This window comes from Microcoleus sp. D3_18_C4 (assembly GCF_036702355.1).
Classification (GTDB): Bacteria; Cyanobacteriota; Cyanobacteriia; order Cyanobacteriales; family Microcoleaceae; genus Microcoleus.
In genome coordinates this window covers 106275-126512 of the sequence record NZ_JAUBTF010000007.1, presented here as the reverse complement: position 1 = coordinate 126512, position 20238 = coordinate 106275, and the positions used below count along the sequence as shown (strand labels likewise).

17 protein-coding genes are annotated in these 20238 nt (G+C 44.5%); 12 read left to right on the top strand and 5 right to left on the bottom strand.

Features of this window, described 5'->3' with window-relative positions; genetic code table 11:
* Nucleotides 1–16: 16 nt before the first annotated feature.
* Complete coding sequence (locus tag QUA90_RS05610; protein WP_333444269.1) at nucleotides 17–979, bottom strand: hypothetical protein; 963 nt, start codon at nucleotides 977–979, stop codon at nucleotides 17–19.
* Between the two features lie 207 nt (nucleotides 980–1186).
* Nucleotides 1187–1366 (bottom strand): hypothetical protein, encoded by a 180-nt coding sequence (locus tag QUA90_RS05605; RefSeq protein ID WP_333330345.1) that lies wholly within the window; start codon nucleotides 1364–1366, stop codon nucleotides 1187–1189.
* 750 nt (nucleotides 1367–2116) lie between these two features.
* Between QUA90_RS05605 and QUA90_RS05600 the strand changes: the two genes are divergently transcribed.
* From QUA90_RS05600 to QUA90_RS05565, 8 genes are all read left to right on the top strand, one after another.
* Nucleotides 2117–5260, top strand: coding sequence for a peptidase domain-containing ABC transporter (locus tag QUA90_RS05600; protein WP_333386130.1), 3144 nt, complete (start codon nucleotides 2117–2119; stop codon nucleotides 5258–5260).
* Nucleotides 5261–5543: 283 nt separating this feature from the next.
* Complete coding sequence (locus QUA90_RS05595; RefSeq protein WP_333444267.1) at nucleotides 5544–7352, top strand: HlyD family efflux transporter periplasmic adaptor subunit; 1809 nt, start codon at nucleotides 5544–5546, stop codon at nucleotides 7350–7352.
* 77 nt (nucleotides 7353–7429) lie between these two features.
* Nucleotides 7430–7894: a HetP family heterocyst commitment protein gene (locus QUA90_RS05590; RefSeq protein WP_333386136.1), complete on the top strand. Its 465-nt coding sequence runs from the start codon at nucleotides 7430–7432 to the stop codon at nucleotides 7892–7894.
* Complete coding sequence (locus QUA90_RS05585) at nucleotides 7851–8066, top strand: hypothetical protein (protein WP_333444308.1); 216 nt, start codon at nucleotides 7851–7853, stop codon at nucleotides 8064–8066. Before QUA90_RS05590 ends, QUA90_RS05585 begins: the two co-directional genes overlap by 44 nt.
* A 232-nt stretch (nucleotides 8067–8298) precedes the next feature.
* Nucleotides 8299–8574 carry a hypothetical protein gene (locus QUA90_RS05580; protein ID WP_333082317.1) on the top strand — a complete coding sequence of 92 codons (276 nt, stop codon included), beginning with the start codon at nucleotides 8299–8301 and terminating at the stop codon, nucleotides 8572–8574.
* Nucleotides 8575–8892: 318 nt separating this feature from the next.
* Nucleotides 8893–9138 carry a hypothetical protein gene (locus QUA90_RS05575; RefSeq protein ID WP_333330336.1) on the top strand — a complete coding sequence of 82 codons (246 nt, stop codon included), beginning with the start codon at nucleotides 8893–8895 and terminating at the stop codon, nucleotides 9136–9138.
* A 40-nt stretch (nucleotides 9139–9178) separates the two neighbouring features.
* Nucleotides 9179–9499, top strand: a complete 321-nt coding sequence (locus QUA90_RS05570; RefSeq protein WP_333330332.1) for a TonB-dependent receptor — start codon at nucleotides 9179–9181, stop codon at nucleotides 9497–9499.
* Nucleotides 9500–9641: 142 nt separating this feature from the next.
* Nucleotides 9642–11408: a GNAT family N-acetyltransferase gene (locus QUA90_RS05565; RefSeq protein WP_333444265.1), complete on the top strand. Its 1767-nt coding sequence runs from the start codon at nucleotides 9642–9644 to the stop codon at nucleotides 11406–11408.
* Between the two features lie 637 nt (nucleotides 11409–12045).
* Here the strand turns inward: QUA90_RS05565 and QUA90_RS05560 are convergent.
* Nucleotides 12046–12243: a hypothetical protein gene (locus QUA90_RS05560; protein WP_333330324.1), complete on the bottom strand. Its 198-nt coding sequence runs from the start codon at nucleotides 12241–12243 to the stop codon at nucleotides 12046–12048.
* A gap of 536 nt (nucleotides 12244–12779) precedes the next feature.
* Between QUA90_RS05560 and QUA90_RS05555 the strand changes: the two genes are divergently transcribed.
* Both QUA90_RS05555 and QUA90_RS05550 read left to right on the top strand, forming a co-directional pair.
* Nucleotides 12780–13787, top strand: a complete 1008-nt coding sequence (locus QUA90_RS05555) for a hypothetical protein (RefSeq protein ID WP_333444264.1) — start codon at nucleotides 12780–12782, stop codon at nucleotides 13785–13787.
* 84 nt (nucleotides 13788–13871) lie between these two features.
* A complete protein-coding gene (locus tag QUA90_RS05550; protein WP_333330318.1) occupies nucleotides 13872–14612 on the top strand; it encodes a peptidylprolyl isomerase in 741 nt (246 codons plus the stop codon).
* A 639-nt stretch (nucleotides 14613–15251) separates the two neighbouring features.
* Here the strand turns inward: QUA90_RS05550 and recQ are convergent.
* Nucleotides 15252–17447 carry a DNA helicase RecQ gene (recQ, locus tag QUA90_RS05545; protein WP_333444263.1) on the bottom strand — a complete coding sequence of 732 codons (2196 nt, stop codon included), beginning with the start codon at nucleotides 17445–17447 and terminating at the stop codon, nucleotides 15252–15254.
* Between the two features lie 97 nt (nucleotides 17448–17544).
* Between recQ and QUA90_RS05540 the strand changes: the two genes are divergently transcribed.
* Nucleotides 17545–17829, top strand: coding sequence for a DUF427 domain-containing protein (locus QUA90_RS05540; protein WP_333444261.1), 285 nt, complete (start codon nucleotides 17545–17547; stop codon nucleotides 17827–17829).
* 68 nt (nucleotides 17830–17897) lie between these two features.
* Here the strand turns inward: QUA90_RS05540 and QUA90_RS05535 are convergent, their stop codons facing one another.
* On the bottom strand, nucleotides 17898–18563 hold the full coding sequence (locus QUA90_RS05535) for an L-threonylcarbamoyladenylate synthase (RefSeq protein ID WP_333390820.1): 666 nt from the start codon (nucleotides 18561–18563) through the stop codon (nucleotides 17898–17900).
* 75 nt (nucleotides 18564–18638) lie between these two features.
* On the opposite strand from QUA90_RS05535, the gene larC reads away from it, so the two are divergent.
* Nucleotides 18639–20060 (top strand): nickel pincer cofactor biosynthesis protein LarC, encoded by a 1422-nt coding sequence (gene larC / locus QUA90_RS05530; RefSeq protein WP_333444259.1) that lies wholly within the window; start codon nucleotides 18639–18641, stop codon nucleotides 20058–20060.
* Nucleotides 20061–20238: the final 178 nt, after the last annotated feature.

Here is a 20238-nt window from a genome sequence, read left to right as displayed (position 1 = left end):
GTGCAATATCTCAGATTTAAGCGACCTTGCGCGGTGCATCAACCATCGGTGCAGTACCAAACAAATGTCTGAGATAACTGCGACTGAGTTCGCGGTTCCAGCGCCGCAGCCGCACCATCACTCGCGTGAATGTAAAAGTCAATTCCAACACCAAAGAAAGCTGTTTGAGACTGAGTGAAGTATTAAACACATCATTGCCGTGCGTGCGTTCAATCTGATGGTGTTTCAGCAAAGCAATCAGGTTTTTGGTAGAGCCTTTTAGTTGATTGAAGTAACTCTGGGAGAATGCCCAGCGGCTGAAACCCCAAAACTTAGCCAAATGATTGATCTCATCCTGTAAAGGCTGGGAAATTGCCTGTTGCAACGCTCCTGTTGAGTGTACCATTAACCATAAATAAACAGAAGTAGCTCCCCACTCGGTACTCAGGCGACTAATCACGTGTTTGTAGGTATCTTGCCAAGCGTCACCTGTGGATTGACAGCCATTCACAGAGTTCGGTTTAACTTGGAGTTTTTCGGCTGTAACTTGCTGGTAAATTTTCCTAAATGTCGGGCAATGTTGGCGTTCTTCTTTTTCCCAGACACCTATCTCTAAGATGTTGCCGTTGTTATCAAAAATTCCTCCCATAAACCGCGCCATTTGCGGGTAAATATGCTGTAAGTAGCACCAACTTTCTCTACCGTAGCTGCGGATGGGAGCTTCAATTTCTGCCGCACTTGCCAAAATTTGTAAAAATATTTCTGGCTTGACACCAATAATTTGGTCGCGATTGATTCCTTGCCAATCTATGGGTTCCCAAGGGCGGGGATGCGGGGCGGAAAATTGCTGGGGCAGATCGGAAAGTCGATCGCTCAAAACTTCCAATGACATATAATGGTCGATGAGGGAGTTAATCCTGGCCCGACTTTGCAAGTAGCGAGGGCTTTGATACTGATTTCCAGCCAAATCAATTGTATACACCTTACCAGTAGCTTTCATTGTTGCTGCCTGTTCCTAACTTTTACAGCTATTGTGCAAAAGGCATTTGGGAAGTCGCAATGAGTAACCTGCAGGCTGGTCAATTACTAGCAGTTGCCTTGATTGAGCCGAACTCAGGTGAAGGGGCATGAAGTAGGGTGAACTAAACAACAGATGATACGGCTAAGATGTGCCGAAGAGTAGCCTTCCTCCCATCAATAGTCTCTACTATTGAAAATACAAAGAATTGCCACTGCCCGTCAGCATGACAATCATATCCCGTTTTTGTAAAGCAGCTTCGACAATTTCCTGCTGCCGCGGGATCAAAGAGTCATAGCCAAAAAAATGTTTGAGAACTTGTTCCAGGGACAGCCGCACAGAAGATGTTGGCGGATTAGACCCTGACATTTGCAGTAGTTGGTTGTTGGATTCTACACTATTCCATGCTTTTGGAGAACAAATACACTGAGTGCGATCGCACAAAATTCGTTAAGCAGAAAAACCGATACTTTTAATCGGGGTGTAGACGGATAGTGATGGGTATCGATAGTGATGGGTTTGGGCCCTCACAGAAGTCACCCCCAAATGGAAAGCCGTTATCAACAGCAGAATTTTCCACTTTACTTTAATTCGTTACATACCGAGATTAGATGGTGAATTCATTGCTTGAATTGCTGCTACAAACTAAGAGCCATCAATATTTCTTTACAATGATCGAGCTCTGCACTTCAGAAGCGATCGTCAAAAATTGATGGTTTTTGAACCCTGAATGTCAATTTCTCTGTATATATACGTATGCCAGGCTCAACATTTGCCTGCCCCAGCTTCACATAATCTTCATAAGTCTGCGTATAATTACGGTAACTTTATAAAGATTTGGTAAAGATTGCCCTTAAAGGTAGCCCAAATCACGATTCTGTAAGTTAAACTGAGAGCCAGCCAAAACCACACTTACGTAATCACCACACAATCCTGAAAAAACGCAATTTTATATATCCTAAAGGCGTTGAAGGGATGCCGTAACTAAGGGGTGTTAGTCGGACATATCGACCAACAGTTTTTAAGCCAACTAAATTGCAACTAAACCAATAAAAATTGCTCATAACCGGGTTAGTTGTCATTCAAAAAATTTGTTTCAAATTTTTGACAGGGTGAGTTATGAAAAAAAAATTAGGGGTTAAAAATCACATTTTTCAAACCCCAGAAGCCTTGGAAAATTTCCCGGCTATTCAGAAAATTTTCGAGGAAGTCGGTGCAGAACCGACATTAGTGGCGAAATTAAATACAGCGTGTGAAATTTGCGAGTTTCAGCTCGGAGATGAAATCACTCAATATCAAACATCAGATAGCAACAATTTTCTTGAAAAAGAACAGAGCGATCGCAATTTTTATTTAGTTTGCGAGGGAAGAGTCAGACTGCTAGCGGTAGAAGCGTCTCAACAGCAGGAAATTTCGGCGGTGGTACTGGAAGTCGGAGCAATATTTGGGACAGATAACCGATTTATTGAAAGCGGACTGCCTTACAGGGCAATTGCGGCTGGCACTTGCCAAATCGGTCGAATTGCGGCCACCACAATGCAGCTTATTTTAGAAGAATTCCCGCAACTGCAACAGCACTTGCAGCAAGAATTTCAAGAGCGACAGCGGTTAATATTTTTCAAGACACAAACAGATTTGCGATCGCTCGCTCCCCACCAACAACAGATTCTTTGGCCGCACTTACTTCCTTACACAGAAGAAAGCCGAATTCCGGCCGGAGTTTCCCTAGCTGAGCACTGCCAAAAATCGACAAATCATTTTTGGCTCCGCCGCGGTCAAATTCAAGGTCAAGCACCGCCAAAAATCGGCAGTAACTGGGAAAATTCAGACGTAAAAAGCAACTGGATAGCCGTAACAGACTTGCTAATTTACCAGGTTAGCAGCGAACAGTGGGAAATTGCTAAAGCCACAATTAGTTCCGAAAGCAATTCCCGCCCTAAAATCATCCGCAAACCTCCAATTTTAAGCTTAGTAACGCCGCCCCAAGATGCCAGCTCTACCTCAAAAACCGAGCCATCAAAATTAACCGCAGTTGCTCAGCAAAAACCCGCAGCAGGAATCATCAGCTTTCCCAAACCCAAGCATCGGCGCTGGTTGACCAGCAGACACCCATTCATTCAACAACAGAGCGCAGCAGATTGTGGAGCTACTTGCTTAGCAATGATTAGCGAATATTGGGGTAAAAAATTCAGCCTAAATTACTTGCGCGAATTGGCAGAAATAGGCCGCAGCGGGGCGTCGCTCAAGAGTCTGGCAAAAGCAGCGGAAAGGATGGGATTTCAAACCCGTCCCGTGCGAGCTTCTTTAACTCCGCTGCGAAATCAAAATCCCTGGATTGCTCACTGGCAAGGCAATCACTACGTGGCAGTTTACCGCTTTAAAAATCAACAGGTTTTAGTGGCTGATCCGGCTGCCGGCAAGCGGTGGATGAGCATTCAAACTTTTACCGAAAATTGGACTGGGTACGCCCTAATTTTAGACCCGACAGCGGAACTATACCGCAATCACGGTGCCGAACATCAAGGCATCAAACTTAAAAATTTTGTTGGCATAGTCTGGCCCTACCGCGCTGCGATCGCCCAAATTCTTCTCCTCTCCTTGTTGCTCCAAATATTTGGTTTAGTTACTCCCCTATTTACCCAAGTAATTCTCGACCAAGTGGTTGTCAGCAAAAGCATAGTCACTCTGCACGTTTTTGCGATCGGACTGCTGCTGTTTAGTGTTTGGCGAACGCTGTTGGGTGCAACGAGACAGTATTTGCTGGATTATTTGTCGAACCGGATTGACCTGACTTTAATTAGCGGCTTTATCAGTCACACTCTCAGTTTGCCAATCAAGTTTTTTGAATCTCGTCAGGTGGGCGATATTTTGACGCGGGTTCAGGAAAATCAAAAAATTCAGGCGTTTTTGACTCGCCAAGCTATTACCGCTTGGTTGGATGCTTTGATGGCTGTGGTTTATATCGGACTGATGGTTTACTATAACTGGCGTCTGGCTTTGTTGGTGCTGGCTTTGATTCCACCGATCGTGATTTTGACTTTAGTGGCAACTCCGTTTCTGCGGAAAATTTCGCGGGAGATTTTTACAGAAAGTGCTAAGCAAAATTCATCTTTGGTGGAAATGATTACTGGGGTGGCGACGATTAAGGCAACTGCTGCTGAGCGAGAAATGCGCTGGCGCTGGGAAGACCAATTAACCTGCATGATTAATGCTAAATTTCGCGGGCAGAAGTTGGCGAATTCTTTGCAGGTTATTGGGGGTGGGATTAATACTTTGGGGAGCACGGCTTTGCTGTGGTACGGGGCAATGCTGGTGATTCAAGACGAGTTGACGATCGGTCAATTTGTAGCTTTTAATATGATGATTGGGAGCGTGATTTCTCCTGTGTTGTCTGTAGTGGGACTTTGGGATGAGTTTCAAGAAGTGCTCGTTTCGATCGAGCGTTTGGATGATGTATTCTCTGCCCAACCGGAAGAAAGCCCTTACAAGCCAATGCTGGTGCTGCCTCGCATTCAGGGAAACGTCAAGTTTGATAATGTTTCTTTCCGTTATGCTCAGGACGAGGAACGCAATACGCTGCAAAATATTTCCTTTGAGGTGCAAGCTGGAGAAACTGTGGCAATTGTCGGCCGCAGCGGTTCGGGTAAGAGCACTTTGGTAAAGCTGCTGCAAGGTTTCTATTATCCAGAAAAAGGGCGGCTGACAATTGACGGCCACGATATTCGGCACATTTCTTTGCAGTCGCTGCGAGTTCAGTTGGGTGTTGTTCCTCAAGATTGTTTCTTGTTTTCGGGAACGATTTTGGAAAATATTACGCTGTATAAAAACGGAAATAATGCTGCTTCTGCAAGCTTGGAACAGGCGATAGAAGTGGCGAAACTAGCAGAAGCTCACGCTTTTATTCAAGATATGCCACTAGGTTATCAAACTCCTGTGGGGGAAAGGGGAACGAGTTTGTCTGGGGGCCAGCGGCAGCGAATTGCGATCGCCCGCGCTCTTCTGGGCGATCCCCGGATTTTGGTTTTGGATGAAGCAACTTCTTCGCTGGATACCGAATCTGAGCGCAGGTTTCAGCAAAATCTCGCCCGCATTAGTCGCGATCGCACTGCGTTTATTATCGCTCATCGGTTGTCTACGGTGCGTAATGCCGATCGAATTTTGGTTCTAGACAAAGGCATTTTAGCCGAACAAGGCAACCACGACGAATTGATGGCTGAACGCGGACTTTACTATCACCTGGCTCAGCAACAACTCGATATTTAAGTCATTAGTCATTAGTCATTAGTCATTGGTCATTAGTCATTAGTCATTAGCAACACAAGGCTAAAGATAATTTTCATATCAGGTTCGAGCGATTAACCATAAGATCCCGGTCGGGCGGGTTTTTAAGATTGTCAATTATTGGCAGGTATTGTTGGTGAGGGGAGCCTTACAAAAATCGCGATCGCTCGACCGGACATGATATCACTTACTCCTGACTCCTGACTCCTGACTGATAGCTCCTAACAACTGCCAACAGTCAACAGACTAATTTGGAGGAAATACAATGTTTTCACAAGATGAGAAAGAATTAGGGTGCGCTCCTAACGAAATAGGTGAAGTCTATGGGGGCGTAGCTTCAAGGCAAGAAAACGAAGCCCGAAAAAAAGACCGCTCTTTAGAAGTAGTCGAATCTCAAAATCGCTCATCTCAAACTCATGACGGTATCAATATTGCCAAATTACAGTTACGGCAGCCTGATGCGAATAATTGGTCTACTTCTTTGCACTCGGTACTCGACCAGCCACCAGTATCTTTTCCCCAGCGCTTGATATTAGGAGGAATGGTTTTTTCTGTAGCTTTTGGAGCGTGGGCCACTCTGGGAAAAATTGACGAGGTTGGTCATGCTCAGGGCAAATTAGTTCCCAAAGGCGCTATTTACAAAATTCACCCGACGGAGACGGGAAAAATTATTAACCTCCCTATCAAAGAAGGTCAAAAAATCAAAGCTGGACAATTATTGGCCGAATTAGACCCGGCGAATGCCCAGAGCGAGGTGGAGCGTCTTGAGAAAATTCTGGAGGCTTATCGGATTCAATTGATGCAAGAGATGAGTTCGATCGAGAGAACTCGACTGGAAGTTGAAGCGAGCCAAGCTATTGCTGCTGCAGACCAGCGGGGGGCTGAAGCTGCGATCGCCCGTGCTCGCGCTTCAGCGGCCACCACGCAGTCTCAAATCGAGCAATTGCAAGCAGATGTAGTGTCTCAGCAAGCGCGGCAACAACAGCTCAAACCTCTGGAAAAGAATGTGCAAGACTTGCTCTCGCAACTGAAAACAGATATTAACTCCCAGCAAGGGCGGCGCGATCAGGTGAAACCATTGCAACGCAAGACTCAAGAATTGCTGGGGCAATTGCAAGCAAAAGTGGCTGCTCACAAAGAGCGGATCGCGCGTCTCAAACCTTTGGTAGATGAAGGAGCGCTGTCAAAAGACGTATTGTTTCAAGCAGAGGAAGCTCTGCGAGAAAGTGAAAATGCCGTTATTAGAAGCCAGTTGGGGGAGACAACTCAGGCTGACGATCGCGCCTTTGAAGTCGAGCAAACCGTTCGCGACAGGCAAAGTGCTGCCATCAGGAGTCAACTGTCTGATGCAACTGGGGTTAAGGAAAGGCTGTTTGAAGTCGAGCAAAATTTGCGCGATCGAACAAGCGCCATTTCTCAAGCCCAAGGTGAATTAGCCCAACAACTGGCAGAAGTCGATCGACTGCAAGCCGAAGCCGCCAGCAAACAAGCCGCAGCGCGCCAAACGCAGTTAGAAAAAGAGCAAAAAATTCAGCAGTTGGAAATGCAATTAAATCAAGTCAAATCCAAAATTGCCGAAACCCAAACCCTGCTCGATCAAGCAAAAAATAAGCTCAAACAAAGATTTCTCTACGCACCCGTCAGCGGAGTCATTTCCGCACTCAACATTCACAACACTGGCGAAGTAGTTCAACCGGGTCAAACTATTGCAGAAATGACTCCGAATCAGGCTCCTCTGGTGCTGGAAGTGAATTTGCCGAACCGAGAAGCGGGATTTGTCAAAACCGGAATGCCGGTGCAAGTCAAATTCGATGCTTTTCCCTATCAAAATTACGGCGTGATTCCGGGAAAAGTTTTATCTATTTCGCCGGATGCCAAAACAGACGAGCGATTGGGTGTTGTTTACCGGGTGGAAGTGAGTATCGATCGAGACTCAGTGAAAGCCAAAAATCAAACCTGGAAACTCAAAGCTGGCCAAACAGCTACTGCGGAAATTGTCATCCGCCAGCGCAGCATAGCCGACATTTTGCTTGACCCTCTCAAGCAACTACAAAAAGGCGGCATGAGTTTGTAGAAATTAGTCAGGCAACAGCCAACAGCCAACAGCCAACAGTTAACAGATTTGCACTTTACAAAAAACAGGATAAAATAATGAATTCCCAATTCCACAATTCTGCCAATCATTCCCAAGTTGGAATCAAACCAGAACAATTGGATGAGATAATTTCAGCCATCCTGGCAGGAAAGTATTCTTGGGCTTGTTTTTTACTTTTGCGGTGCACGGGTTACAACCCCCTCGACTATATCCCTTACCGTACTTCCAACCGCTTGCTTAAGGAAAACAGTCAAATCAGCAAGTCGAGTAAATCGGAAACTAAGTCTGCATTGGGCAAAATTGCTGATTTAGATCATCTGGAGGTGGTGAGGGAACAACGAGCCGGAGTTCGAGGGGGTTCTGTAACTCCCGCTTTTAGCGAGTTGTATCCAGATACTGTAGGTGTTGTACCTGAAGTCAATGCTGAAGGGCAAAATATCTTGGCGCCGACGGTTGATGTTCACAATCAAGAATTTTTTGCTCGATTTAAGAGGCAGTGGTTTAATTGGGCGGGCAAGTAAATTAGTCGATCGATCGACAACCCGGTTGCGGGCGTTGGGTGTACCAATTTTTTGGTTGACTCACCGCAGGCGATCGGGTTTTTCAGTATCTAACATCGGCGCTTTCGATAAATCTGCCAAAATGGCAACCTTAGCCAAATTAATTACTTTATACTCAGAAACCCGATTTTAGCTATTGTGGATTTATACTGCTTTGCGATAGATATTAATACAGTTAGCACACTGTTTCGGCAATACCCGCCCTAATCCAGTTGATTGAGTAGCCTACCTTTTTCGTCTTCAGTCCCTGTCAAAATTAATCTGCCAAAATGGCAACACAGGTCTGATTAGCCTAGCTATATTAAATACAGAACAACCAAAGGTTGCTTCTAGCAAACAACTCACAAGCAAAAAGGATAAAAGCCATGATTATTTCCGATCTGAACTACTTGGAAAGTGCTGAAACTTCTGCTGTTGTTGGTGGTATCTTTTTCGGCAACCTCGACTCCGATATTTATGCCGAACTCAATGTTAAGGAACGCTTTGACGTGGACAAGATTTACACGCAATATGTTGACATTAAGGGCAATCTAGCGACAGCTCAATCTGAAGCTTTTGGGAAAAATACCTCCACCCAAATCTTTACTACTGTTGTAGAAGGTAAGTATTCTGCCTCCACTGGATTTTCGGCTGCTAGCTAGCATATAACTCCAATTCATCAAGTCACTTGGCAATTGGAATAAGTAGGTGGGCAGAAACGATTTCAACTATTTGATAGTAGGGCTTCAGAGCTCAAGCCCTACTAATAACTTAATCCAGAGAGTTGAGGTTTTCTTACATAGTGGGGTTGATTCTGACCGCCTTACTTAGATGATTTAAGTAGTTGATTGATTTGCTTTTAGGCTAGTAATTAACTGACCCAATCTTGTTTCAAATGAAGCCGTAGGCAATTACCATCTACAACTTACAAATTTAGGATTTTTCCAATTTTCTAATCAACAAAAACCGGTGTTAAACTCATGACTGACTATAAAGTTGTTGTCAAACGCATAGTCTCACCCGATGGTAAAGTTATTGCTGAGGCGAAAAGCGTAGTCGAAGCATCTGGCGATGATCGAGGTGAAATTAGTCAAAGCGTGTCTGTAAAGGTTTCATCTGCTACTAGCTGCAGCAGTTACGCCAAATCGAGTTCTAGTAGTTCTTCTTCATCTAGTTTTAGCAGCACTTCATCAACATCTAGTTACTGTAATAGATATTCAATTTAATAATGAATTTTGTCTGCTAAAAAGTTTTCGTGATACTGCCATGAAATATTGCTTAATTATCTCTGACTTAAGTTATTTAGAACCCATTAACGAAAGCACAGTTATAGTAGGTGGTGGCAATGTTTACGGTGATACATTCGCCACAACAACAGCAGAGCCTGGATATGCGATCGCTGTTGCAGGTGGATTTGCCAGTGGTAATCAAACTTATACAAATACTCTAACCAACACAACGGTTAAAGACTTGGGTAGTCTTGAGTATAGTAGAGCCAATGCAACAGCCACAGCCTATGCAAGGACTGGAAACCAAAGTGCTTCATCTACAATTCGCAGTACTTCTATTTCATTTTTTGGGCGTTAATAGTCTCACCCGATAGGAAGATGATCAATACTGCAATTTTGATGTTGCACAAGATACTTGTTAGAGATCCTCTCAGGAGGATTAAGAGGCTCTAGTCTTAATCGACAAATATGGGGAGTATAATTGGTGAGGGAAAAGTCATATGCAGATTGAGAAAATTGATAATTTTGAAACATTTAATAAAATCCGAGAAAATTGGGATTCTGTATACGCCGCAGATCATCAGGCTCAGTTCTTCTTGTCCTGGATTTGGTTATCTAGATGGTTGCAGATGGTGCATGAGCCGTGGTTCATATTAGCTGCAAAACCAGATACCAAAGATTCATCCTATGTTGCTTTTTTCCCTCTAAAAACTTTATTAGCCCACCAGGATGTAGCCGGCTTTGAAACGGAAATCTGCATGGCAGGAAATAGCATAGCAGATTACACAGGACTTATGTGCCTGCCTGGTTATGAAGAAGAGGTAATTCCTGCTTTTGCTGCTTACATCCAGCAAAAGTTAGTATGGTCTAGTTTCAATGTAAAAAGTATTCTAGAAACAGATACCCGCATGTCTCTATTGTTGAGGAATTTTTCTGCAGATAGTTTTGAACTCAGTCAACTCCGCATTCAAAGTGTGAATGAAGAAGAACCCGATATTTATCTTGCTCCTTATGTTTCATTACCAGATGACTGGGAGCAATATCTACAAAACTACGTCGGTGTCAATACTCGTCAAAAAATCAGACGCTTTTTAAGGAAAGTTGACAAATCTGATGAGTTTTATATCACCCACATTAACGCAGACAATTTGGAATCTCATATTGAGATACTACTGAAGTTCTGGGAGTCCAGATGGAAAAAGCAAAAAGGGGATACCTTTGAGCTAATCATGGATTACTATCGCCTGATTTTACGTCATTGTTTTGAACATAACTGCCTGTATCTTTCGGTTATGTGGAAAGGAGACAGACCTTTAGGGGCGATCGCCAACTTTGTGGATTTTCAGCAAAAATCCATGCTATTTGTGATTACAGGTCGCGATCAAACCTTTAAAAATCCTCCACCTGGGCTTATCCTCCATGCTGATGCAATTCGATACGCGATTCAAAACGGCTTTAAAGTGTACGACTTTTTAAGGGGCAATGAGGAATATAAGTATTCTTTTGGAGCTAAAGATCGGCAGATTCAGCATATCGTAGTCAAAGACAAGAATGGCCAGAATAAACAAGAGGATGTTAGAGATCTTCTTCCTTTAGCATTTCAGCTCGCTGTTCGCGATCATCGATCGAACCGACTCACCAAAGCTGAACAGGGATACCATCAGATTCTGGAAGCTCAATCAAATCACCCAGAAGCACTCTATGGACTGGGGGTGTTGATGAGGCAAAAAGGCGATTACCAAACGGCAGAAAATTTACTGAAAAAGCTGCTTCAGGTGCAGCCAAATTCTATCAAGGCTTTATTTGGTTTGGGGAATTTATATCAAACTCAAGATCGGTTATCCGACGCGATAGAAGCCTATCATCAAATCCTAGCTCTACAGCCGGATGCGATCGCCGCATACAATAACCTTGGCTATGCTCTACAGCAGCAAGGCAAATGGGAAGATGCGATCGCCTACTATCAAAAAGCACTAGAACTAAAGCCTGATTGCGTTGAAGCTGAGGTTAACTTAGCCAATGCACTTCATGCTCAAGGAAAGCTATCCTTAGAGAAACAAGCTCATTACGCGGCAATGAACAATGATTTAGGCTCCAAATGTAAACAAGTAGGCGATTTAAAAACGGCGATCGCCTACTATAGCCAGTCCCTCTCTATGAAACCAGATTTAGCAGAGGCTCACTATAATTTGGATCAAGTGATGCAAGAACAAGCTGAACATCAAACCGCAACTTTCTGCGAGCAAAAAACTCCCATACCAGCCTAGTAGTCCGCTAAGTTAGTTTTGATTAATTTAAAAAAGAGTGTCATTATTATGTTGATCTCTGATTTGTACTATAGCAATCCTAAATGATTTGCGTAATTATTGTAGGGGCAATCCCACGCCCGGTTGCCCCGATAGATAGGGGGTAGGCACGGGGCACTACCCTACAAATTTATCTGAATGATTTAGGATTGCTATACCTCGAAAATGTTTCAGAAAACGACTTGATTTTAGGTGGTTCTGCATGGGGATTGGAGGCTTTTTCATCAGTGGACAGTGGAAACACTTTGACTGCTAAAGACATTATTTTTAGAAACAAAGGTAAAGTTACGAAAACAAGGGGTATATGAACAGCTAGGGCGATTGGCACTAATCCTCTAGCTGATGTTGATGTTTACTACGCAGGCTTTGATAAAGTCAAGGTAAAAATTAAATCAGGAGCAGGAGCAAACTATGCTTTTGAGAGTGTTACTGTAAAGGCGATGGACTTGCCACACGAACTTTCAGGGCTTGTAGTCAGGGCTTAAGTTCTTTTTAGCTTTTAATGATTGACCACTGCGTCACGGGTACGAGGGGTTTCTGGCCGAGGAAAGAGCCGATCGCCCTAACTCGCTGAATGCCAATTCTAATTACTTCCACATCATGGCAGGTGCAGGGCGATCGCGATCGCCCTGCACCTGCCATGACTTCGCATCCATTCGATCGCGATCGTATTCAAATCGGCTAAATCCGTCGCCTTCCCGGCTGATGCAAGCCCCTCCAACGGCCGTTCCAAGTCCCCTCCCATCCGCTCAACCACAGTCCTCAAACTGCTGCCAAACCCCGCTCTGTTAATCACAATTCAGGAACGGGAGCAGCGGTGTGTCATCTGTCCTCAACACCGGCAAGCGCGTGCCCGGATACAAAGAGTATAAAAATTGAAAACTGGCGTAAGTCTGATAATTTCAAACAAATCTGCCAAATTGGCAACATACCTCTAATTAGTCCAGATATATTCAGGTAAATCGCAATAAAACACGGTTTTTGCTCATCTTTAGCAGTCTGGCCTAATACTTTTTGAGTAGGGGCGAGTGCAAGGAAGATGCAGTTTAAAATTATACAAGCCTTTTGAGAGTGATGGTGATGGCTAAATCAAATGCCATTGGCAATCAGTACCGATCGCCCAGATTGATATTGGTAACAATTTTTTCCTGTCCTATTTTCGGGATGCACCAAGTTTCATTTATTAAGAACATTTCCGTCTTTAGTCTGAAGTTAAAAGCAATTGTTTCACACTCTTTAAAATCCTACATTGGCATTCATTGAGATTCGCAATGTCGGCGCTCGTGCAAGTGATTTTCGTCTTTACATACAAGTAAAAGGAGATAAATCGCGATGCCTCCATTCGATTCATTAGCTCCTGAGCCCTTAAATAATATTGTTGGAAACAGCAATAGTTTAAACACCTTGAATTCGGTGGTGAATAACCCTGGTGCGGGCAGCAGCAGTAGTTCCAGCACATCTAGTGCCTTTGTAGATAACAGCGGTGCAGGCAGTACCAGCAGCGCGACAGCAACTTCCCCGATGGGAAGCAGTACAAGTAGTGAGACTGCTTACGCTGTGGGGGCTACATCTAGTAGTGGCAGCGCGATAGCGAGTGCTTCTACAGTGGCGCCCCCAACTACTAACGCCACAGCGCCAACACCCACAGCGCCAACACCCACACCGTCAAATAATGACGGTTCAACGTTCACCCCCGTGACTGGTGGCACTTCTAGCAATTCAAGTCCTTCTAATTTCTCTCCAGACAGTACGGGTACTGGCGACGAGAGTACGATCGACAGCAACGGCAACGGATATTGGCTGGGCACCAACGACAGCGATGTGATTACTGGCGATAGCGGGAGTGATCAAATTTTTGCAGGAAGCGGCGACGATATTGTCCAAGCTAACAGAGGTGATGATGCGATCGATGGAGGCGATGGAAACGACACTTTGCGAGGAGGGAAAGGTCAAGATTTGCTAATTGGCGGCAACGGCGACGATTTTCTTTGCGGCGACTTCGGCACCGATACATTGATTGGAGGTAGTGGCGCTGATACCTTTGCATTTCAACGCGAAACAGCGAGTGCAGCAGCTAATCCATTGTTAGCCGATCGAGTCGTTGATTTTAATCCTGCTCAAGGCGATCGAATTGGGCTGATAGGGGGAATTTCGGTAACAGACTTGACACTCGTCGCCTTTGATACGGATGGTGACGGTACGACAGACGCGACTCTGCTCAAGTTTAGTTCAAATAATGGCGATCGAATTTTAGCTGTTGTTTTAGGAACAGTTAACGCAGCGGGTGCAACAACTTTGAGCAATGCTGATTTTATTAGTTTGCCAAATAACATCTTGTAGCTAACCGTTAACCCTTAACCCCAACTACCCCGCAGGAAGCGTCGGGGATGAAGTTAATAAAGTTATATAGGTGGAGAGAGACAGATGAAAGACTTTTACGGGCAATTGATTGAAGCAAGTGAAATCATCGAACAACTCAGACAAGAGATGCAATTAAAAACATTTAGTCAAAAGGTTTTGCAGAAAAAAGTTATTGAGAAAGCCGCCCGGGAACGGGGGTTAACTGTGACTCCAGACGAAATTCAAGCTGTGGGCGACCAACTCCGCCGCGAGAAGCGTTTGGAGAAAGCGGCGGACACGATTGCTTGGCTGGTCGATCAGATGATTTCTGTAGAAGATTTAGAAGCCGGGATTTGCGATCGGCTCCTCAGCCAAAAACTAGCCGAACACTTGTTTAGCAAAGAAATAGAAAAGATTTTTGTTCAAAACAAACTGCAATTCGACCAAATAATTCTTTATCAAATAATTGTTGCCAACCGCCAGCTTGCTCAGGAACTATTTTATCAAATTCAAGAAGGAGAAATCAGCTTTTTTGATGCTGCTCATCTTTACGATATTGACGAAAATCGTCGGCATATATGCGGTTGCGAAGGCAAGGTTTATCGGTGGGGTTTAAAACCAGACATAGCCGTCGCCGTATTTAGCGCCCCACCCGGAGAAGTGATTCGTCCAATTGAAACAGAGCTAGGATATCACTTGTTCCTAGTTGAAAAGTTTCTGCCTGCAGAATTAACCCCTGAACGGTATCAAGAAATATTGCATAATCTGTTTAACGAATGGCTGGCTAACGAAGTCAACCATTTATTGTACACTTCTAAAGTGTAGAAACTTAATTTCTTGCCATCAAAAACCGATATATAACAATTTTAAATGAGTCGTAAATTTTTGACCCCACCCCAACCCTCCCCTTATCAAGGGGAGGGAGTAAGAAATTCACAAATGATTTAGGTTGGCTATAATTTTGCCGCAACCAAATACAATGCTAAAATTTAGGGAACTTCTGGGTGAACAGAGAGACCTAATATCGTATCCAACTGCATCAATATTATTCATTCCTTGGGGCGGTGCGTGAGTGTAAATAGTCTCATGCGTGTGGATTTAAATATTGCTCCCTTTCACGCACTCTACTACATATATAAAAAGTGCTTTTACGAGGTACTTATAGCTCAATAAAGTTTAGTTAAAAAAGTGATTTATTACCCTCGCAACGGCGAGAAGCATAGCGAACAATGAGACGCTTAGCTAACCCAAGCTTACTGATTTATAGCGCTATTAAAATTACTTTTTAAAATTGAGTTGTGCCCACCCCATATACGCCAGCTAGCAAAGCCAAATGGAAAAAATATATCGGTTAAAAACGCCTCTCTAATATATTATTCCCAAAAGCTACTTTTTAAATTCTCATTTTTCCCTCCTATCTATTAATTTCTGCGTCCATCAGCGTTCATCTGCATATATCTGCGCTTAAAAACCTACATAATTTTGCCGCCACCAAGCCCGCACAAACTTAATCTCTTCAAAGGTATAACGTTCTTCCAAGAAATCATAAATGGCTCTCAGTTTCTCATCCCCCATAACTTCAATTGCGTACACTATCGCCTGCTGGCGTTCCGGTTCCACCAACAAATTTATATCAACTTCCCTGCCCATTTCCATCAATTCTATCAGATGCCCAGAAATAGTATTAGGGCTCATACCCCGCGCATTAGCTATTCCTTGAACTGTCAAACCTTGTCGGTATAATTCCCAGGTTTGCATCTGCGAATAAGACGCAACGTTAGCAAGATTGGGAAGATTAACGACATCAGAAGATGCAGCACCACTTGGCAATCCTTGTGCTTGGCAAAAAGTGCGAATTGCCTCCAAAAAAACCTTACCGTACTTATCTCGCTTGTTGCTGCCAACGCCGTAAACTTCCTCGAACTCGGTGAGATTTTGTGGGCGTTTTTCTGCCATATCTCGCAAGCTTTTATCCGCAAAAACTACGTAAGGTGGCACAAATTGTTCGTCGGCAATTTGCTTGCGTAGTGTCCGCAGTATGGTAAATAATGCTTCTACTTCTACTGCCAAAGACCGAACTTTTCCTTGTACTTCCCGCTGGGGTTCAATGGCGATTTCAACTGTGCGCTGACGTTTCATAATTTCCCAACTTTTTTCATTCAGTTTCAAAATGGGAAACCCGTCTGTTCTTTCCTCTAAAAAACCTTGATTTAACAGTGAACGACTCAATTTTTTCCATTCCTCCGCACTTCTATCTTTGCCAATTCCGTAAGTAGAAAGTTGGTTGTGCTGGTATTGCAATATTTTTTGATTTTTTGAACCGCGCAGCACATCAATAATGTGATTCATGCCGAATTTTTCTTGGCATCTCGCGACGCAAGAAAGAAATTTCATTGCCTCAATCGTCCAATCTTCTACGGGTTTTTGGTTGCAACAGTTATCGCAAGTACCGCAGTTTCCGGGGAATGAATCGCCAAAATAACTTAACTGGATTGTACGACGGCACTCGGTGGATTCTGCATAGTTGATGACTCGACGCAACTGTTGGCGGGCAATTCGTTGTTCTTGCGGATCTGGTTTTTGCTCGATGATGTAGTCGATCATTTTGACATCGCCGTAGCCGAAAAATAAGCTGCAATGGGCGGGTTCGTTGTCTCGGCCTGCGCGGCCAGATTCTTGATAGTATCCTTCGAGATTCTTTGGCAAGTCGTAGTGAATTACAAACCTCACGTCGGGTTTGTTAATGCCCATACCGAAGGCTATTGTGGCTACCATTACTTGCACGTCGTCGCGAATGAAGCGGGTTTGATTGGTGGCGCGATCGACATCGTTCATGCCGGCGTGGTAGGGTAAGGCTTGGATGCCACTTTGTTGCAATTTATAGGCAACTTCGTCAACTTTTTTGCGGCTGAGGCAATAGATAATTCCCGAACCGCCTTTTTTTTGGATAATTTGCAAAACTTCGGCAAAACTGTGCTTGGTTTTGGGGCGAACTTCGTAGTATAAATTGGGGCGGTTGAAGCTGGCGACGTGGATGTAGGGATTTCGCAGAGTTAGCTGCTGGATAATGTCTTGGCGGACGCGCTCGGTGGCGGTGGCGGTTAGTCCCATAATGGGAATGTCGGGATATCGATCGCGCACTCGCTGCATTTGCCTGTATTCTGGTCGAAAGTCGTGCCCCCATTCCGAAACGCAGTGGGCTTCGTCGATCGCAAATGCCGAAATTCCTAACTTATTTGCTACTATATCTAAAAATGGTAAAAATCTCTCACCGAGCAAGCGTTCGGGTGCAACATAAAGCAATTTAATCTTACCTTCGAGAATCGCAGTTTCGCGCGATCGGGTTTCCTGACTGCTCAAAGTGCTGTTGAGAAAAGTCGCCCCAATTCCATTATCCTGCAAAGCTTCCACCTGGTCTTGCATCAGAGCAATTAACGGTGAAACAACCACTGTCAATCCCGGTTTCAACAGTGCCGGTAATTGAAAACACAAAGACTTGCCACCACCCGTCGGCATGACAATCATCATATCCCGTTTTTGTAAAGCAGCTTCGACAATTTCCTGCTGTCCCGGACGGAAAGAGTCATAGCCAAAAAAATGTTTAAGAGCTTGTTCCAGGGACAGTGGCACAGAAGATATTGGCGGATGAGACGCTGGCATTTGCAGTAGTTGGTTGTTGGCTTCTCAACTATTCTATGCCTTTTGAGCACAAATACAGTTACAATAATTGAGAATCTCAATTTAAGCAGAAAAACTGATGCCGAAAGCAATTTGGAATGGTGCCGTTTTGGCCGAGAGCGACAAGTGCGAAATTGTAGACAACAACTATTATTTCCCCGCCGATGCCATTAACCGTGAGTATTTCAAGGATAGCAGCACTCACACTACTTGCGGTTGGAAAGGTGTTGCTAGTTACTACAGTGTCGAAGTCGGCGGACAAGTTAATAAAGATGCTGCGTGGTACTATCCTACTCCAAAAGATTCTGCTAAAAATATTGCCGGATATATTGCTTTTTGGAAAGGAGTTAAGGTAGAGGCTTAAAGCAGTTTTGAAATAAAAAATGGGGCTGGTTGTGGGCGAATTTGGCGCTTAACCAGCCCCTTAAAATTTTAATCTTTTTCCCAAACGGCGACAGCTTCCGAACCCAAACCACGGCGAACAACAATCGGTTCGCTTTGTGTCAGATCGAGAATGGTAGAAACTTGATACCCCGGATCGGAACCGTCATCGACAATGACATCTACTAACTTTGAAAAACAGTCAAAAAGTTCAGCTTTGCCAAAACTTTCTGCTTTTCCTGCTGGCACGGGTGCTGCACCTTCATCATCCGTGGTAATGTTAGCGGATGTTGAAATAATTGGATTTCCCAAGGCTTCCAAAAGTGTAAAACAAATCCGCTGGTCGGGAACGCGAATTCCAGTGGTTTTCCGTTTTGGGTTCATTACCAACCGTGGCACTAACTTGGTAGCTGGCAGTAGAAATGTATAAGGCCCCGGTATTAACCGCTTGATAATTCTGTATGCTTCATCGCTGACGACAGCATAGTCGGTGATATTTGACAGAGAGGAACACAGGAACGTTAAAGGCTTATCATTGGAGAGTTGCTTGATCTGCCGGACTCGTTCTACGGCAGACTTGGAGTTGAGATCGCAGCCGATCGCGTAAACTGTATCTGTCGGATAAAGCATCATAGCCCCATCTTTTAGAGCTTTTGTAATCTTCTCGATCCGGTCTTTTTGGGGTGCAACTGGATGCACTTCGTAAATAGTTGCCATGTTAAGATATTGCAGGCTAAGTGGGCGATCGAAATATCGAGTGAAACAATCAATGTTGAAAATTAATTGTTAACAATGAATAAAATAGCTTATTTTGACTGTCCAACCGGCATTGCTGGCGATATGTGCATCGGAGCTCTCATCCACGCTGGCGTTCCTTTAGAATACCTAATCGAAAAACTCAATTTGCTCGGCATTTCGACAGAGTACCAGTTGCGGACGGAATTAGTCCACCGGAATACTCAACAAGCCACTAAATTTTATGTCGATTTAGCTGCGGATTTGTCGTTAAAACCCAAAAATTCCGCTACTGAACTCGATCCCTCGGAAACGGAATCCCCGACTTTCGACGCCCGCCACCACCATCATCACCGGGAAGAACATTCTCACAGTCACGGGGAACCAGATGCCGAAATTAGCCACAGTCATCACCGCAATTTACCGGAAATTGAGCAAATCATCGTCTCTGCAAAATTGCCTCCGCGCGTGGAAGCTTGGAGTTTAGCCGTATTTGGCAAATTAGCAGAGGCAGAAGGTGCCGTACACGGTATCCCCGCAAGCGAGGTTCACTTTCACGAGGTGGGGGCGACGGATGCAATTATTGATATTGTCGGTACTTGTTTGGGTTTGGATTGGTTGGATATTCAGGAGTTTTACTTTTCGGCGATGCCGACTGGTAGCGGTACGGTGAAGGCGGCCCACGGCCGATTAGCGGTGCCGACGCCGGCGGTGATGCGGTTGTGGGAAACGCACCGAGTGCCGGTTTATAGCAATGGGATCGATCGCGAATTGTGCACTCCTACGGGAACTGCGATCGCCTGTACTCTCGCCTCTGCTTTCGGCCCGCCACCACCGATGCAAATTCAGGCCATTGGTTTGGGTGCAGGTTCTCGAAACCTGGCAATTCCTAATATTTTGCGCCTCTGGATTGGGGAGAAGGAAGAAGGAAGAGGGAAGAAGGAAGAGGGAAGAGGGAAGAGGGAAGAGGGAAGAGGGAAGAGGGAAGAAGGAATAGGGGAGAAGGAAATATTTAACCAATTCCCAATGCCCAATGCCATAGAAACTATTACGGTATTGGAAACGCAGATTGATGATTTGAGTCCGCAGGCGATCGGCTATGTTTTTGATGCTTTGTTTGCCGCCGGAGCTCTGGATGTTTTCACGGCCCCAATTGTGATGAAAAAGTCGCGGCTGGGGGTTTTGTTAACTGCGATTTGTCATCCAGAATTTGAGGATGCTTGCGAAGCTGTGATCTTTCGCGAAACTACTACTCTGGGAATTAGGATCTCGACTCAACAGAGAACTATTTTACACAGAGAAATCCAGACTGTTCAAACAGAATACGGCGAAGTCAAGATAAAAGTTGCGAAGTCTGGAGAAACGATTGTTAATGTACAGCCGGAATACGAAGATTGCGCGGAAATAGCCCGAATTAAAAATATTAGCTGGCGGGAAGTTCACCGCTTGGCGCTGCAAAGTTGGTACGATCGCACTTAATCAATTACAGTGACTTACATGAGGAATTTAGTCCCTGACGGGCTGACAACCCGTCAGACTCAGCAGGCTTGAGGAATATCTAAATCAGAGGAATCAAAACCTCTGATATCGGTTTTGAGATGGCGAGGTAAATTCAGCTTTTCCGTCAATTCAGACGTAGTTTAGTTTTTGGCTACTT

Excerpts from the sequence above, each read along its gene's own strand:
- QUA90_RS05535 (WP_333390820.1), bottom strand. The coding sequence starts at position 18,563 with ATGGCAACTATTTACGAAGTGCATCCAGTTGCACCCCAAAAAGACCGG.
- QUA90_RS05540 (WP_333444261.1), top strand. The coding sequence starts at position 17,545 with ATGCCGAAAGCAATTTGGAATGGTGCCGTTTTGGCCGAGAGCGACAAG.
- QUA90_RS05580 (WP_333082317.1), top strand. The coding sequence starts at position 8,299 with ATGATTATTTCCGATCTGAACTACTTGGAAAGTGCTGAAACTTCTGCT.
- larC (WP_333444259.1), top strand. The coding sequence starts at position 18,639 with ATGAATAAAATAGCTTATTTTGACTGTCCAACCGGCATTGCTGGCGAT.
- QUA90_RS05565 (WP_333444265.1), top strand. The coding sequence starts at position 9,642 with ATGCAGATTGAGAAAATTGATAATTTTGAAACATTTAATAAAATCCGA.
- QUA90_RS05550 (WP_333330318.1), top strand. The coding sequence starts at position 13,872 with ATGAAAGACTTTTACGGGCAATTGATTGAAGCAAGTGAAATCATCGAA.
- QUA90_RS05575 (WP_333330336.1), top strand. The coding sequence starts at position 8,893 with ATGACTGACTATAAAGTTGTTGTCAAACGCATAGTCTCACCCGATGGT.
- recQ (WP_333444263.1), bottom strand. The coding sequence starts at position 17,447 with ATGCCAGCGTCTCATCCGCCAATATCTTCTGTGCCACTGTCCCTGGAA.
- QUA90_RS05600 (WP_333386130.1), top strand. The coding sequence starts at position 2,117 with ATGAAAAAAAAATTAGGGGTTAAAAATCACATTTTTCAAACCCCAGAA.
- QUA90_RS05555 (WP_333444264.1), top strand. The coding sequence starts at position 12,780 with ATGCCTCCATTCGATTCATTAGCTCCTGAGCCCTTAAATAATATTGTT.
- QUA90_RS05605 (WP_333330345.1), bottom strand. The coding sequence starts at position 1,366 with ATGTCAGGGTCTAATCCGCCAACATCTTCTGTGCGGCTGTCCCTGGAA.
- QUA90_RS05610 (WP_333444269.1), bottom strand. The coding sequence starts at position 979 with ATGAAAGCTACTGGTAAGGTGTATACAATTGATTTGGCTGGAAATCAG.
- QUA90_RS05590 (WP_333386136.1), top strand. The coding sequence starts at position 7,430 with ATGAATTCCCAATTCCACAATTCTGCCAATCATTCCCAAGTTGGAATC.
- QUA90_RS05570 (WP_333330332.1), top strand. The coding sequence starts at position 9,179 with ATGAAATATTGCTTAATTATCTCTGACTTAAGTTATTTAGAACCCATT.
- QUA90_RS05595 (WP_333444267.1), top strand. The coding sequence starts at position 5,544 with ATGTTTTCACAAGATGAGAAAGAATTAGGGTGCGCTCCTAACGAAATA.